Source organism: Arthrobacter sp. Hb9-2, from assembly GCF_059091165.1.
This window is the reverse complement of sequence record NZ_JBNHGJ010000026.1, coordinates 29,566-43,763: the sequence shown is the minus strand read 5'-3', so window position 1 is coordinate 43,763 and position 14,198 is coordinate 29,566. Positions and strand designations below refer to the sequence as shown.

General features: G+C 65.6%; 12 protein-coding genes. 7 read left to right on the top strand and 5 right to left on the bottom strand.

The genetic code is table 11. The features are described 5' to 3' along the window. The first annotated feature begins 1 nt into the window (after position 1). The 5 genes from AC5RV1_RS14810 to AC5RV1_RS14790 all read left to right on the top strand — a co-directional run bounded on the left by AC5RV1_RS14810 (position 2) and on the right by AC5RV1_RS14790 (position 6,286). On the top strand, positions 2 to 1,597 hold the full coding sequence (locus AC5RV1_RS14810) for a pyridoxal phosphate-dependent decarboxylase family protein (RefSeq protein WP_493995061.1): 1,596 nt from the start codon (positions 2 to 4) through the stop codon (positions 1,595 to 1,597). Next, complete coding sequence (locus AC5RV1_RS14805; protein ID WP_493995060.1) at positions 1,594 to 2,943, top strand: lysine N(6)-hydroxylase/L-ornithine N(5)-oxygenase family protein; 1,350 nt, start codon at positions 1,594 to 1,596, stop codon at positions 2,941 to 2,943. Before AC5RV1_RS14810 ends, AC5RV1_RS14805 begins: the two co-directional genes overlap by 4 nt. Continuing rightward, positions 2,940 to 3,509 (top strand): GNAT family N-acetyltransferase, encoded by a 570-nt coding sequence (locus tag AC5RV1_RS14800; RefSeq protein WP_493995059.1) that lies wholly within the window; start codon positions 2,940 to 2,942, stop codon positions 3,507 to 3,509. Before AC5RV1_RS14805 ends, AC5RV1_RS14800 begins: the two co-directional genes overlap by 4 nt. Further along, positions 3,506 to 5,419, top strand: coding sequence for an IucA/IucC family protein (locus tag AC5RV1_RS14795; RefSeq protein ID WP_493995058.1), 1,914 nt, complete (start codon positions 3,506 to 3,508; stop codon positions 5,417 to 5,419). Before AC5RV1_RS14800 ends, AC5RV1_RS14795 begins: the two co-directional genes overlap by 4 nt. A gap of 93 nt (positions 5,420 to 5,512) precedes the next feature. After that, a complete protein-coding gene (locus AC5RV1_RS14790; RefSeq protein WP_493946113.1) occupies positions 5,513 to 6,286 on the top strand; it encodes an SDR family NAD(P)-dependent oxidoreductase in 774 nt (257 codons plus the stop codon). Here the strand turns inward: AC5RV1_RS14790 and AC5RV1_RS14785 are convergent. Beyond that, positions 6,254 to 7,363 carry an FUSC family protein gene (locus AC5RV1_RS14785; RefSeq protein WP_493995057.1) on the bottom strand — a complete coding sequence of 370 codons (1,110 nt, stop codon included), beginning with the start codon at positions 7,361 to 7,363 and terminating at the stop codon, positions 6,254 to 6,256. The two genes, AC5RV1_RS14790 and AC5RV1_RS14785, sit on opposite strands and share 33 nt — an antisense overlap. A gap of 249 nt (positions 7,364 to 7,612) precedes the next feature. After that, on the bottom strand, positions 7,613 to 9,226 hold the full coding sequence (locus AC5RV1_RS14780; RefSeq protein WP_493995056.1) for an MFS transporter: 1,614 nt from the start codon (positions 9,224 to 9,226) through the stop codon (positions 7,613 to 7,615). Between the two features lie 526 nt (positions 9,227 to 9,752). On the opposite strand from AC5RV1_RS14780, the gene AC5RV1_RS14775 reads away from it, so the two are divergent. Beyond that, positions 9,753 to 10,010 (top strand): hypothetical protein, encoded by a 258-nt coding sequence (locus tag AC5RV1_RS14775; protein WP_493946116.1) that lies wholly within the window; start codon positions 9,753 to 9,755, stop codon positions 10,008 to 10,010. A gap of 136 nt (positions 10,011 to 10,146) precedes the next feature. Here the strand turns inward: AC5RV1_RS14775 and AC5RV1_RS14770 are convergent, their stop codons facing one another. From AC5RV1_RS14770 to AC5RV1_RS14760, 3 genes are all read right to left on the bottom strand, one after another. Next, positions 10,147 to 11,394 (bottom strand): RNA polymerase sigma factor, encoded by a 1,248-nt coding sequence (locus tag AC5RV1_RS14770; protein WP_493995055.1) that lies wholly within the window; start codon positions 11,392 to 11,394, stop codon positions 10,147 to 10,149. A 4-nt stretch (positions 11,395 to 11,398) separates the two neighbouring features. After that, complete coding sequence (locus AC5RV1_RS14765) at positions 11,399 to 11,824, bottom strand: YciI family protein (protein WP_493946118.1); 426 nt, start codon at positions 11,822 to 11,824, stop codon at positions 11,399 to 11,401. A 140-nt stretch (positions 11,825 to 11,964) separates the two neighbouring features. After that, positions 11,965 to 12,999: a LacI family DNA-binding transcriptional regulator gene (locus AC5RV1_RS14760; protein WP_493995054.1), complete on the bottom strand. Its 1,035-nt coding sequence runs from the start codon at positions 12,997 to 12,999 to the stop codon at positions 11,965 to 11,967. Between the two features lie 166 nt (positions 13,000 to 13,165). On the opposite strand from AC5RV1_RS14760, the gene AC5RV1_RS14755 reads away from it, so the two are divergent. Further along, on the top strand, positions 13,166 to 14,101 hold the full coding sequence (locus AC5RV1_RS14755) for a dihydrodipicolinate synthase family protein (protein WP_493946120.1): 936 nt from the start codon (positions 13,166 to 13,168) through the stop codon (positions 14,099 to 14,101). Positions 14,102 to 14,198 lie beyond the last annotated feature (97 nt).

Sequence of the window (14,198 nt, the reverse complement as noted above, 5' to 3'; positions counted from 1 at the left end):
AGTGCCGCTTACGCCCCGCCTTGACGAGTTACGAGTGGATGACCCGCGCCATCAACAGCAGGCCCCAGGCCAGGACTTCGGGTCCCGCGTGGAGCTCGCCCTGGGGGCCACAAACCATCTCTTCAACGCCCGCAACTCCCCCCGCTATGTGGCGCAGGTGCTGCAGGGCGTCACGGCCGTAGCCACCAAACTGGAGCGGACCACCCGGCCGTTCACCGGCGTCGGGCCTTCCCAGATGAAAGCCCGCGTTGCCGCGGTGGACCTTGAAACGCCCCTGCAGGACACGGCAGCGGCACTGCAGGAGCTCGAAGACGTGTACCTGCGCGACGCCATCTACTTCCACGACGCGAAGTACGCGGCACACCTCAACTGCCCCGTGGTCATTCCGGCGCTGGTGGGAGAAGCCATCCTGTCTGCCGTAAATTCATCGCTGGACACCTGGGACCAGAGCGCCGGTGCCACCATGATCGAACGCCGCCTCATCGACTGGGCAGCAGAGCGGCTGCACCTCGGGGATAACGCGGACGGAATCTTCACCTCCGGCGGCAGCCAGTCCAACCTCCAGGCCCTGCTGATCGCCCGCAACCACGCCGTGGCCCGCCTCCGCCAGGACCCGTCCCGAAGCAACTTCCGCCTTCCGGCCCTCCTGGACACGCTGCGGATCTTCACGTCCGAGGACAGCCATTTCAGCATCCAGAAGTCAGCCTCCATGCTGGGCCTGGGCTTCGACGCCGTCATCACCGTTCCCTGCACAACCGACCACCGCATGGATCCTGCTGCCCTTGCCGAGGCCATGGTTGAAGCGCGCGACGCCGGCCTGTCACCCATGGCAGTTGTCGCCACCGCCGGGACCACCGACTTCGGCGCGGTTGACCCGCTCGCAGACCTCGCCGCCCTGGCCCGGGTCTATGGGGCCTGGTTCCACATCGATGCAGCATACGGCGGCGGCCTGATGGTGTCCGGCCGCTACCGCCACCTGCTGGACGGAACCGGCCTGGCGGACTCCGTGACCGTCGACTTCCACAAGACCTTCTTCCAGCCGGTCAGCTCGAGCGCCCTCCTGGTCCGGGAAGCATCCATGCTGCGCCACATCACCTACTACGCCGACTACCTGAACCCGGAAAGCGCGGCGCTCGCCGAGATCCCCAACCAGGTGGACAAGAGCATCCAGACCACCCGCCGGTTCGACGCACTGAAGCTGTGGCTCACCCTGCGGATCATGGGTGCGGACGCGATTGGCGCCCTGTTCGACGAAGCCATCGACCTTGCCGCCCGCGTGGGCTCCCTCCTTGCCACCGAGGACGACTTCGAACTCGCCGCGCCGCCGCAGCTCAGCACTTTGGTCTTCCGGTACCGGCCGAGGCTGGATGGCGGCGGACGGCTCTCCGAGGACGCGGCCGACGCGCTCAACCCCGCTATCCGTGCCGCCGTTTTCGCCTCAGGCGAAGCTGTGGTTGCCGGTACAAAAGTGGGCGGCCGGCACTACCTCAAGTTCACGCTCCTCAATGCCGAGGCCACGCTGGAGGACATCGCCGGCATCATCGACCTCCTGCGCCGCACCGGCGCGGGGCTGCTGCAGAGTGAGGTATCCGCATGAGCCGCATTTACGACTTTGCTGCCGTCGGCGTCGGGCCTTTCAACCTGGGGCTGGCTGCGCTCAGCGAGCCGGTGGAGGGCCTGGACGGGATCTTCCTGGAATGCCGGGAATCCTTTGACTGGCACCCCGGAATGATGCTTGAGCCGGCCCACCTCCAGGTTCCCTTTATGGCCGACCTCGTCACCCTGGCAGACCCCACCTCGCCCTACTCGTTCCTGAACTTCCTTAAGCAGACGGGCAGGCTGTACCGCTTCTACATCCGGGAGAACTTCTACCCCCTGCGCGCGGAGTACAACCAGTACTGCCAGTGGGTGGCAGGGCAGCTGCCATCCGTACGTTTTGGCACAGCTGTGCTGGACGTAACGCACGACGACGGCGTGTACCGGCTGTCCGTGTCCGGTCCCGAAGGGCCTGAGGTGCTGCTGGCGCGGCGGCTGGTGCTGGGCACCGGCACCTCCCCGTACGTGCCGGAAGCCGCGGCGGACATCGTTGCCGATGCAGCAGCAGGACACGGTGGCGTGGCCTTCCACAACGCGGACTACCTGGCACGGAAGGCGGAACTGCAGCAGCAGCGCAGCATCACCATCCTGGGCAGCGGCCAGAGCGCAGCCGAGATCTACTATGAACTGCTCCAGGAGTCGGAGGCGCACGGCTACCAGCTGAACTGGGTGACCCGCTCTGGCCGGTTCTTCCCGCTGGAATACACCAAACTGACGCTCGAGATGACTTCGCCCGAGTACGTCGACTACTTCCACAGCCTCCCTCAGCACCAGCGCGACCACCTCAACAAGACCCAGAAGAACCTCTACAAGGGCATTAACTCGGATCTCATCGATGCCATCTACGACCTGCTCTACACCAGGAGCATCTCCGGAATGGTGGACACGCAGCTGCTGACCCACTCGGCACTGACCGCTGCCCGATGGGATCCGGAAACCGGTACGCACACGCTGCACCTCCGGCACGGCGAGCAAGGGACGTCCTACACGCTGGACAGCGAAGCCGTGGTGCTCGCCACCGGCTACGGTTACCAGGAACCCGGCTTCCTGGCCGGCATCCAGGACCGCATAGCCCGGGACAGCGCAGGAAGGTTCGCCGTGGACCGCAACTACAGCACCGGCGTCGAACCGGGGGAGATTTTCGTCCAGAACGCCGAACTGCACACGCACGGATTCGTCACCCCGGACCTGGGAATGGGCGCGTACCGCAACTCCTGCATCCTCCGGGAAATCACGGGGCGCGAGGTGTACCCGCTGGAGCGCAGCATCGCCTTCCAGCAGTTCGGGTCACCCGCCGGCATGGGCGCCCAGCCTGACGTTGAAACCAGGACAGGGGTGCCGGCATGAGGTTTACCTTCCGCTGCCTCGACGCGAAGGCGGACGCACCGCTCCTCCACAGCTGGGTGACCCAGCCCTACGCCTCGTTCTGGGGGATGCTGTCCGCCGGCGTGGACGACGTGGTGGAGGAATACGCCAAAATCCAGGCCAGCGCCCACCACCACGCGCTGCTGGGAATCGACGGCGGCATCCCCGCCTTCCTGATGGAGGAGTATCTTCCCGCGTATTCGCCCCTGGCGGCGGTCTATCCCGTCCTGCCCGGCGACCTGGGGATGCACCTGCTGGTGGCGCCGCCGATGTCAGGGCCCAGGCCTGGTTACACCGCCGCCGTGATGGACGCCGTCCTTGACCGGCTCTTTGCCAAGCCCGGAGTGGACCGCATCGTGGTGGAACCCGATGCGCGCAACACCAAGATCCACGCCCTGAACGAACGGCTGGGCTTCCAGCCCGCCGGCGTCGTGACCCTTCCCGACAAGGACGCGCTGCTGAGCTTCTGCAGCCGCGACGACTACCTGGCCGCCCGCACGGCACTCGACACTCTTTCCAGACCCGTCCCACAGGGAGCCTCACTGTGACTATCCATCTCGACCCCGCCGCCCCCGCTGTCAGCGCCGGCCCACCCTTATCCGCGAATGATGCCGGCACCAACACTGCCGACGTACCGCACCTCACCGGAGAACGCTGGAACAAGGCCAACCGGCATGTACTGCGCAAGGCGCTCGCCGAGTTTTCGCACGAACGTATCCTCGCCCCGGAGCGGTGTCCCGACGCCGGCACCAACGGGGTTGCCGGCGCTGTTGGCGGGACCGGCAGGTACCGGGTGCGCAGCGACGACGGCAGGCAGGAGTACCGGTTCGCCGCCAGGGTCCTCGAACTGGACCACTGGTCCATCGACGCCGCTTCCATCCGCTGCTTCCAGGACGGCACCGAAACGCCGCTGGACGTGCTGGACTTCATCACGGCTTTTCACCGCACCTTGGGCATCAACCTCCAGATGCTCCCGGTGTACCTTGAGGAGGTCAGCAGCACCCTGGCAAGCCACGCCTACAAGCAGTGGGCCGGCCAGCCGTCGGCCGACGCACTCGCGGCCGGAGTTACCGGCGGGGTGGACCGCGCCGCCGACTTCCAGGCCATTGAGCGGAGCATGACCGAGGGGCATCCGTGCTTTGTTGCCAACAACGGACGCCTGGGTTTCGGGATCACCGACTACCGCGCGTTCGCTCCTGAAACCGGCGCCCCGGTCCAGCTGGAATGGATCGCCGTCCACCGCAGCCACGCCGTTTTCACATCCGCTGCCGGGCTGGACTACCGGGCCCACCTGGAAGCCGAGCTCGGTCCGTTGTTGGGCAGTTTCGACGCCGAACTGCAGGTGCGGGGACTGGACCCGGACCAGTACTTCCTGATGCCCGTGCATCCGTGGCAGTGGGAGAACAAGCTCACCGTCACGTTCGCGGCGGAAATCGCCCGGCAGCGCATCGTCCACCTGGGCACCGGCACAGACGTCTACCAGGCGCAGCAATCCATCCGGACGTTCTTCAACACCAGCGCACCGGCGCGCCACTACGTCAAGACCGCAATGTCCGTACTGAATATGGGGTTCATGCGCGGCCTGTCGCCGCAGTATATGAAGGCCACCCCGGCCATCAACGACTGGCTGCGGAACCTGATCGAGTCAGACGGTGCACTTCAGGCCCGCGGTTTCACCATGATCGGTGAGACCGCAGCCATCGGTTACCACAACAGGAACTACGAGGCCGGGTCCGCGAACGGTTCGCCCTACCGGAAGATGCTGTCGGCGCTGTGGCGCGAGAGCCCGCTGCCGCTCCTGGAGGACGGGCAGCAGCTGGCCACCATGGCGTCCCTCCTGCACGTGGATGCCGAGGGCAGGCCGATGGTCTCCGCCCTTATCGGGCGTTCCGGACTGGCCGCGCAGGACTGGTTGCGGCGCTACTTCGAGGCCTACCTGGTTCCGCTGGTGCACTGCCTGTACCAGTACGAACTGGCGTTTATGCCGCACGGCGAGAACGTGATCCTTTTCCTCGAGGACGGGGTGCCGGTCCGCGCCATCATGAAGGACATCGCCGAGGAAGTTGTGGTGATGGGCGACAGGCTGGACCTGCCCGAAGAGGTGTCGCGGATCAAGGCGGCCATCCCGGACGGCGAGAAGGTGCTGGCCATCTTCACGGACATCTTCGACTGCATCTTCCGCTTCCTGGCTGCACTCCTTGCAGAGGACGGCAAGCTCAGCCAGGAGGAGTTCTGGCGGACGGCCGCCGCCGCCATCCAGGACTACCAGGCCCAGCACCCCGGGCTCGCGGACCAGTTCGCCCGGCATGACCTCTTCGCGCCGGACTTTGAACTGTCCTGCCTCAACAGGCTCCAGCTGCGCAACAACCAGCAGATGCTGGACCTGTCGGATCCCTCCGGAGGCCTGCAGATGGCCGGGCGCCTGGCGAACCCGCTGGCGAGGTTCGCCGGAAAATAACACCGGGAACAGCAAGGCCGCCCGACTGCAGCCGGGACACTGCAGCCCGTACAGTGCAGCCAAAAGCCATCAGCTGATCGTTAGGCTTGCAGCATGACTGCAGACTCCTCCGGAACGACGGCCCTGATCACCGGTGCCAGTGCAGGACTGGGTTCCGAGTTCGCGCGCCAGCTCGCAGCCCAGGGCTGCAACCTGGTGCTGGTGGCGCGGAACCGGGCCCGCCTCGAGGAAACCGCGGCGGGCCTGGAACGGCGTTACGGGATCACGGCTGAGGTCCTGCCCGCCGACCTGACGGATGACGCCGGCGTGGCAGCCGTCGTCGCACGCCTTTCCGATCCGCAGCGGCCGGTGGGCATCCTGGTCAACAACGCCGGGATCGGGTTGCTGCACAACTTCGAGGACAACCCCATCTCGGAGGAGAAAAAGCACCTGAAGCTGCACGGCGAGACGGCCATGGAGCTCACCCATGCTGCGCTGAAAGGGATGCTGGAACGCGGCGGTGGCCGGATCATCAACGTGGCCAGCATCGCCGCTTTCCTCCCGCGTGGAACCTACTCCGCGGCGAAGGCGTGGCTGGTCAGCTTCAGCCGGTGGGCGAACCTCGCCTACCGGCAGCGGGGCATTAAGGTCACCGCCGTATGCCCTGGCTTCACCCATACGGAGTTCCACGACCGGATGGGCATGGACAAATCGGTGGCGCCCTCGTGGGCCTGGCTGCACGCAGACCGGGTGGTCCGGGACGGCCTGGCGGACAACCAGCGGGGCAAAGCGGTTTCCATCCCGTCCAGGCGGTACAAGGTACTGGCGGCGGTTGCCCGGGTGGCGCCAGCCAAACTACTGGCGGGTCCTCCGCGGAAGCCGAAATAGGGGCGCGAGGCCAAGCAATGCCCGCGGGCTGCGGGTCCCGGACCGGCGGACGGCTACCACCACCGCGATGCCCACCAATGCACCGACCAGCGTCTCGACGCCGCGCTCCAGGATCAGCACCGCGGGGTCGATGGGCGCGGCGAGCTGGGTAATCAGCAGGATTACCGGCGTAAACGAAACCATGGCCAGGCCGTAGTGGCGGGCCATAAACAGCTCGGTAGTGAACTGGAAGAGGATCACCAGGAGGGCAAGCACCACGGCCTGCCGGCCCGGGAACAGCCCGGCCAGGGACCAGGGGCCGGGAAGGATAACGACGGCGGTGACCGCCAAACCGAGGAATGTCCCCACGATGCGGTGGATCCCGCGGCGGACGCTGCTGGGGAGGTCGGCCCCGGCAAGGGGTACCGCAGCGGCGGCCATAGCCCAGTGCGGGTGGCCGCTGCCGGACAGGACGCCGACGGTGCCGGCAGCTCCCACGGCCAGAACGTAGCGGGCTGCGTGCACCAACAACTCAGCACGGCCGGCGGGGTGCATGGCGGGAACGTTCCGGACAGCGCCGCGGTACCAGGACCTGCTGCGGATCCAGCCCCCGAACCCCACCAGAATGGAGAAGGCGGCGGACCCTGCGGCGATCAGCATGGCCACCTGCCAGGGAACCGCCGCAGGTACCGAGGCGCAGGCCCCCAGCGCGAGGATGCCAAAGAAGGGCCCGTTGGGTTTCAGCCGCACCCGGTCCGCAAAAACGGATCCCGCGCCGGCCAGCACCGCTTCGACAGCGACGAGCCACCAGGAGTGGAGGTGGTTGACGGACAGGAACAGGCCTGCCGCAACGCCGCACAGCAGGACCACTGCGGCCTGGGACTGGTGCCGGAGGCGGAGCTGGTGCGGCTCGGAGCGCCCGTACATGCCCGTCAGCGCACCGAAGACGGCGTACATGATGAGGTCTGTGCGGCCGGCGGCGAGGAGCAGCAGCGAAGGAACTGCAACACTGAGGGCTACCCGCAGGGCTGCGAGATGGTCACGGTTGGCGGGTTCCAGCCGGTGAAGGGCGCGCACCTGCTCCATCAGAAGCTTCATGCCGCACCTTTCCTGCTTTTTTCCGGATCCCTTCCGGATCCCTTCGGAACGTATCACCGGCTTCGCGGGTCAGGCCATTTCTCCGGGCGTCGGGGGACATAAAGCGACATCGGGGTGCGGGCGTTGCATGGCGAAGGCCCGTCATGCTCAGCTTTCCGGGAAGCTGTGCATGACGGGCCCTGGAGCGTTGCTGCTAGCCCTGCCCGTGGGGGAGTGGCTGGGTGCCACCGCCTGCCGGTTGCCGCCCTGCTAAACCCGGGCCGGAACCTTATCGGCTGCACTCGAATCCGTGATGTCCTGGGCCTCGAACGGGAGTTCGTCCAGGTCGATCAGCGGGTTCTCGTCCTGCGTGGCCACCAATTCGCGGGCCTCCGCCTGGGTATCCACGCTTGGCATGGAACCCGGCAGCGGGCGCTGGGCCGATTCCTTCAGGAAGTAGATGGCAACGGCGCCCACCAGGGAGGTTCCCATCAGGTAGTAGGCCGGCATCATGTCGTTGCCCGTGGCGCTGATCAGGGCTGCCACGATGAAAGGCGTCGTTCCGCCGAAGATGGCCACCGAGAAGTTGTACGCGATGCCCATGGCGCCGTACCGGCTGGAGGTGGGGAACTGGGCCGGCAGCGCGGAGGCGAGGTTGGCCACGTAGAACGTCACCGGGAAGGCGATCAGGGAAAGCCCGGCCAGCGTGGACCAGATTTCGCCGATGCCGATCAGCAGGAAGGCCGGGGAGGCCAGGACCACTGTGCTCAGCGCACCGATCCACAGCACGGGGCGGCGGCCGATCCGGTCGGACAGCTTGCCCGTGAGGGGGATACAGAGGCTCATGACGACCAGCACTGGGATGGTCAGCAGGGTACCGTGCACCTCGTCGTAGCCCTTGGACTCCGTGAGGTAGGTGGGCATGTAGGAGGTCAGGGCGTAACCCGCGGTGTTGGCGGCCGCAACCAGGATCATCGCCACGATGATGGAGCGCCAGTAGGCCTTGACGATTCCCACCGGGCCCTTGGCCGTGGCTTCCTCCGAGGCAGCGGCATGCTTGGCGAGGTCTTCCTGGGCGTCCAGGGTCGCCTGGAACTGGGGGGACTCCTCAATCTTGCTGCGGAAGTAGACGGCAATCAGGCCCAGCGGACCGGCCACCAAGAACGGGATGCGCCAGCCCCACTCCTCCATGGCCGCCTGGCCCAGAGTCAGCTGCAGGGCGGACACCAGGGCCGCGCCGAGGGCGAAACCAAGGTAACTGCCCATATCCAGGAAGCTTGCGAAGAAGCCGCGGCGCTTGTCCGGAGCGTACTCGCTGACGAAGGTGGTGGCGCCGGCATATTCGCCGCCGGTGGAGAAGCCCTGCACGATCTTCAACAGCACCAGCAGGCCTGCCGCCCACAGTCCGATCTGGGCGTAGCCGGGAAGGAGTCCAATGGCGAACGTGCTTGCCGCCATGATCATCAGCGTGGCGGCGAGGATCTTCTGCCGGCCCATCTTGTCGCCCATCCAGCCGAAGATGACGCCGCCCAGGGGGCGGGCGATGAACGTGGCGGCAAAGGTACCCAGCAGGAAGAGGGTCTGGGTGGTGGGGTCGGACTCCGGCAGGAAGACCGGACCCATGGTGGTGATGAGGTAGCCGAACACGCCGACGTCGTACCACTCCATGGTGTTGCCTACGATGGTTCCGCCCAGGGCTTTCTTCAGCATGGGCTGGTTAACAACGTTGACGTCCGACTCCTTGAGCCGGCGGCGCTTCAAAATGTTTGGCTTGCGTGGTCCCTTGGCAGCCGCGGGTGGGGTGCCTGGGGGTGTAGCTTGGTTGGTTCCGGCGGCGTTGTATACGCCTGCGGAAGAGTCGGTGATGCTTCGGTCTGTGGGCATTTGGGCGACTCCCGTGGAGGTCATTTGCTTGCGACTTGTAGCTGCCCCGCTCCGGGCAGGCCTTCAATTTTACGCGAATGCCGTAGCGTCTGCGCGGTCCATGCCGTAGGATCACCCCTTTTTGGGGCTTTTCGTGCCGTTTCCTTGAGATTTCTTTCCCGGCTTTTCCCGCGCCGTTATGGGGATCTGCGGGGTCGGGCGCCCTTGTCACCGAATTTTTTTCGCTGTCGGCTCCCCTTGCCGTCGTTTTGAACGCTTCACACGCGAAAAAGTGATGCCGGCCACGGCTTCCTGAGCTCTCCTCCACGACCCGGCAGAGCCGCCGTCGTCCTTTTTGCCCACCTCTTTTATGGGGGTTCACAGGTGCCCGGCGCTTCCCTAAGGTTGTGCCATGGGAACACTTTCTTTTAGGTAGGCGGACGCCTGCGGCCGGGCATGGCCGGCCGCTCTGACAGTCACAAAAAGGCCCTGGCTGGCCTCGATTGGTAGCACTTCATTTCATTGCGTTGCGGGAAAGGAAGAACAAATGGCTGACGAAAACAACAAGCACATCGCTCCGGAGCTGGCGAGCCACCTGGCGGAGGCAATGGACGCCCCGGACATGCCTGGCGCGGCGGCCCCGCTATCTCCCATGGGAGCGGGCGGGCAGCAAAGGTGGCCCGATGGTAACGGGAAGCGGCGGCATCCGAAGGAACGCGGTTCCGGCTTTGGCCGGATGGGGCAGGGGGCTGCCGTCACGGCGGTCCACCGCACCAGCCGGCCACAGATGCCGCACTCGTCCTGAGGACATTGAGGCAAACGGAGGACACCGACGTCGTAGGACCGTGAAGGAATGGGGACACCGGAATCCGGTGTCCCCATCAGCCTGACCAGGCAAAGCCCAGGACTGGGTTGTCCCTGCCTGCTGCATTCCCCAGGGGTCAGAGGGCAGCCGCCTTGGCGAGCAGAACAGCCTTTTGTTGTTCGTTGGCCGTGAGTTGGGCTGCCTGAAGCAGCTCTGATTTGGCCTCGTCGGTTCTCCCGAGCTTGGTGAGCAGCTCTCCCCGGATGCTGGGCAGCAGGTGTGAGCGGCGGAGGGCGCCCTCGGCAACGAGGCGGTCCACGATCCTCAGGGCGGCGGCAGGTCCGGTGGCCATGGAAACCGCTACCGCGTGGTTGAGTTCGACGACGGGGCTGGGCGCCAGGCGTCCCAGGGCTTCATAGAGCAGCACAATCCTGTTCCAGTCCGTTTCTTCGAAACTGCTGGCAGTGGCGTGGCATTGGGCGATGGCAGCCTGCAGGCAGTAGCTCCCCCTTCCGCGGCCGAGCGCATCGGCACGGGCCAGGGAGGTAAGGCCACGGCCGATCTGCGTCCGGTCCCAGCGCGACCTGTCCTGGTCAGCGAGCAGGATTGGGCTGCCGTCGCGGTTGACGCGGGCGGCGAACCGGGACGCCTGGAACTCCATCAGCGCTACGAGTCCGTGAACTTCAGGCTCCCGCGGCAGCAGGCCGGCGAGCACGCGGCCAAGGCGCAGGGCCTCATTGGCGACCTCGGTCCGGATCCACCTGTCACCGGTTGTGGCGGCATAACCTTCGGTGAAGATGAGGTACAGCACCGCCAGTACCGCGCCCAGGCGCGCGTTCCACTCGTTGGGGTCGGGGGTGTCAAAGGGCACGTGGGCGGCCGACAGGGTTTTCTTTGCCCGTACGATGCGCTGCTGGACGGTGGCGACGGGAACGAGCAGCATCCGTGCGATCTCCTCGGTGGTCAGGCCACCGACGGTTCGCAGCGTCAAGGAGACCTGCCCCTCGCGGGAGAGCACAGGGTGGCAGGCGATGAAGACGAGCCGAAGCACGTCATCGGGGATCGGCTGCCACTGGTCTTCAGTCATCTCCCTGAGGTCATGGGCAATCGCGCGGTAGCGTTCGTCCAGCCGCTCCCGGCGGCGCCAGGCATCTATGGCCTTGCGCTTCGCCACGGCCGTGAGCCAGGCGCCCGGGTTTTCCGGGACGCCCGACCCCGGCCACTGCGTCAGGGCGTCGAGCAGCGCTTCTTGAGCAAGGTCTTCAGCCAGGCCGACGTCGCCAGTCACCTTGGAAAGCGTGGCGACGATCCGCGCGCTTTCGATCCGCCACACGGCGTCCAGGGTGCGCTGGATCGCCGGCGTGGGCAGGTCCTTGTCTGCCATGTGGCTAGGGCTGGTTCAGTTCCTCGCGCCAGCCGGCTTCCTTTTGCAGGAACTCGTTGTCCGAGAAGTCCTCGAAGTCGCTCATATCGGTCACGCGGCGGACTTCGAGTTTGTTGCCCGGGCCCAAGGGGCAGCGGCTGGCCCACTGGGCCGCCTCTTCCTTGCTGGCGGTCTGGATGATCCAGAATCCGTTGAACAGTTCATGGGTTTCCCCGTACGGGCCGTCGGTAACAATGGGGTTCTCGCCTGAAAAGTCGACAACGAACGCTTCGCTCATATCATCGGCGAGCCCCTCACCGGCCAGCAGAACCCCGGCCTTCATGAGGGATTCATTGTAGGCGCCCATCGCGTTAATGATCTGTTCGATGTCCGCCGTTTCGTAAGCCTTCTTGGCCTCGTCCGTAGCGCGCATTATCAGCATGAACTTCACGGTTCTTCTCCTTCTGATTGAGGACGCCTGATGCGTCCTTCTACTATCGCGTCGAACGGGCGGGCACCGGATCGACAGGAACCAGGAAAATTCTTATTCAGAATGCCGCATGCGCCAAAGTATTTCTGGCCGGGAGCCTTTCAAGGCGCCTGCGGTGCTGAATATCGGGGGGAACCGCTCGACTGGCGGGGCATGAGCGTGGGCAGGGATTTCCGGATCCTGGGTTCCTTGCCGGGATTTACGATGAGGTCGATCGCATTGGCTGCGATCTGGTCCAGGGGCACCCGCACCGAAGTGAGCGGGGTTGGAAGGCGGGAGGCGAGGGGTATGTCGTTGTAGCCGACCAGGGCCAGGTCTTCTCCCACGGTGATACCGAGGCGGTGGGCGGCGGCGATAACCCCCATGGCCAGGTTGTCGTTGGCGGCAAACACCGCGCTGGGACGTTTTCCAGAGTCGCCGGACAGCAAAGATTCCGCGGCGGAGAACCCGCTTTCGATGCCATAGCCGGCGGCAATCAGCCAGTCTTCCCGGGCCTGGATGCCTGCACCCTCCAGGGCTTTGCGGGCACCGGCGAGGCGGGCTATCCCGGTGGAGGTAAAGGACGGTCCGGTCACTACCCCGATGTCACGGTGCCCAAGATCAATCAGATGCCGGACCGCCAGGTATCCGCCCACCTCATCGTCGCCAAGAGCCGAGGGGCTGACACCGTCGGTGCGAAGGACCAGCGCGTGCGCCACACCCCGTTCACGCAGGTGCTTGGGCAAATCGTCGTCGATTCGGGCCGTGGCCAGGATCAGCCCGTCCACATTGCGGTCCAGGAGGGTTTCCGCTGCCCGGCGTTCGTCGTCGGGATCATCGCCGCTGGTTGCAACCATGGCAAAGTATCCGCGGTCCGACGCCACCCGCTCGAGTTCCTCGAACATCAGGGCCATTACCGTGTCGCTGAGCCGCGGCACGAGCACGCCGAGGGTCCGGGTCTCACCCCGGCGGAGGTTGGATGCGAAGGAGTTGCGGCGATAGCCAAGCTCCTCGGCTATTTTCCTGACATGCGCGGCTGCTGCCGAACGCGACGTCGTACGTTCATCCAGGGCGCGGCTGGCGGTGGAGAGGCTCACGCCGCTGGCCGCAGCAACGTCCTTGAGTGTGACGATCATGCCGGGAGCCGCCGGTTCCATGCTGGTTCTCCTCTTCGAAAGGGGCGTAACAGACACTCTATTCCCCCTTTTTGCAAACGTTCTCTTGACAGTGAGCTGGGACACGTTGCAATATTGAAAACGTTCCCGCAAACGTTTTCAACCGGCGGGACTGCCGACCATCAATGAAGACAAGAAGGTAGCTGTAATGACACTCGATCTCCGCGGACTCAGCCCCGCACCTGTCACCCCGTTCACCGAAGATGGCGCTGTCGACTTCGCTGCGATCCAGCGTCTGGGCTCGTGGCTCGGATCGATCGAGGGCGTGAAAAGCCTCGTCGTCCTGGGGCACGCCGGCGAAGGCACGTTCCTCACCGAAGAGGAGCAGCTGGACGTTATCCGCGCGTTCGTGGCGTCGACCGACGGCCGTGTACCGGTCGTGGCGGGCATCACGAAGGAAGGCAACAAGACCGCGGCCCTCGAGGCCAAGAAGGCCGTCGAGGCCGGCGCGTCAGCTGGTCTCGTCTACCCCTCGCACGGGTGGCTGCGCTTCGGATACCAGAATGGCGCGCCCCAGTCGCGCTACCAGGAGATCTATGAAGAGTCCGGCCTGCCGCTGATCCTGTTCCAGTACCCCGACAACACCAAGGCGACCTACGACCTCGACACCCAGCTGGAGATCGCCGGCCAGGAAGGCGTCTTTGCCACGAAGAACGGTGTCCGGAACATGCGCCGGTGGTACACCGAGATCCCCGCGCTGCGCGCCGCGTACCCCGAGCTGCAGGTGCTGTCCTGCCATGACGAGTACCTGCTGCCGACGATGTTCGATGTCGACGGTCTGCTCGTCGGCTACGGCAACATCGCCCCCGAACTGCTCGTCGAACTGATCGAGGCCGGGAAGGCGCAGGACTACAAGCGTGCCCACGCCATCCATGAGCGGTTGCTGCCGGTGACCAAGAACGTTTACCACCGCGGGTCCCACATGGAGGGCACCGTCGCCTTGAAGTGGGGCCTCGTGAACCGCGGCATTCTGGACCACGCCACAGTGCGCACCCCGCTCCTGCCCCTGCCCGAGGGCGCCGATACCGAAATTGCGGAAGCCTTCGCTGCCGCAAACATCGGCAAGGTCACCGTCAGCGCCTGATCCCACCCTTCACGGGTCCTCACGGGGGGCGGGCTCTTGGCCCGCCGCCCGTGCCCCAGCTTTTACTCTCCACCCCGGGCCAACGACGCCCCCAGCA

Bases quoted from the DNA above. Each gene is read 5' to 3' on its own strand.
- AC5RV1_RS14805 (WP_493995060.1), top strand. From the start codon at position 1,594: ATGAGCCGCATTTACGACTTTGCTGCCGTCGGCGTCGGGCCTTTCAAC.
- AC5RV1_RS14800 (WP_493995059.1), top strand. From the start codon at position 2,940: ATGAGGTTTACCTTCCGCTGCCTCGACGCGAAGGCGGACGCACCGCTC.
- AC5RV1_RS14790 (WP_493946113.1), top strand. From the start codon at position 5,513: ATGACTGCAGACTCCTCCGGAACGACGGCCCTGATCACCGGTGCCAGT.
- AC5RV1_RS14785 (WP_493995057.1), bottom strand. From the start codon at position 7,363: ATGAAGCTTCTGATGGAGCAGGTGCGCGCCCTTCACCGGCTGGAACCC.
- AC5RV1_RS14780 (WP_493995056.1), bottom strand. From the start codon at position 9,226: ATGCCCACAGACCGAAGCATCACCGACTCTTCCGCAGGCGTATACAAC.
- AC5RV1_RS14775 (WP_493946116.1), top strand. From the start codon at position 9,753: ATGGCTGACGAAAACAACAAGCACATCGCTCCGGAGCTGGCGAGCCAC.
- AC5RV1_RS14770 (WP_493995055.1), bottom strand. From the start codon at position 11,394: ATGGCAGACAAGGACCTGCCCACGCCGGCGATCCAGCGCACCCTGGAC.
- AC5RV1_RS14760 (WP_493995054.1), bottom strand. From the start codon at position 12,999: ATGGAACCGGCGGCTCCCGGCATGATCGTCACACTCAAGGACGTTGCT.
- AC5RV1_RS14755 (WP_493946120.1), top strand. From the start codon at position 13,166: ATGACACTCGATCTCCGCGGACTCAGCCCCGCACCTGTCACCCCGTTC.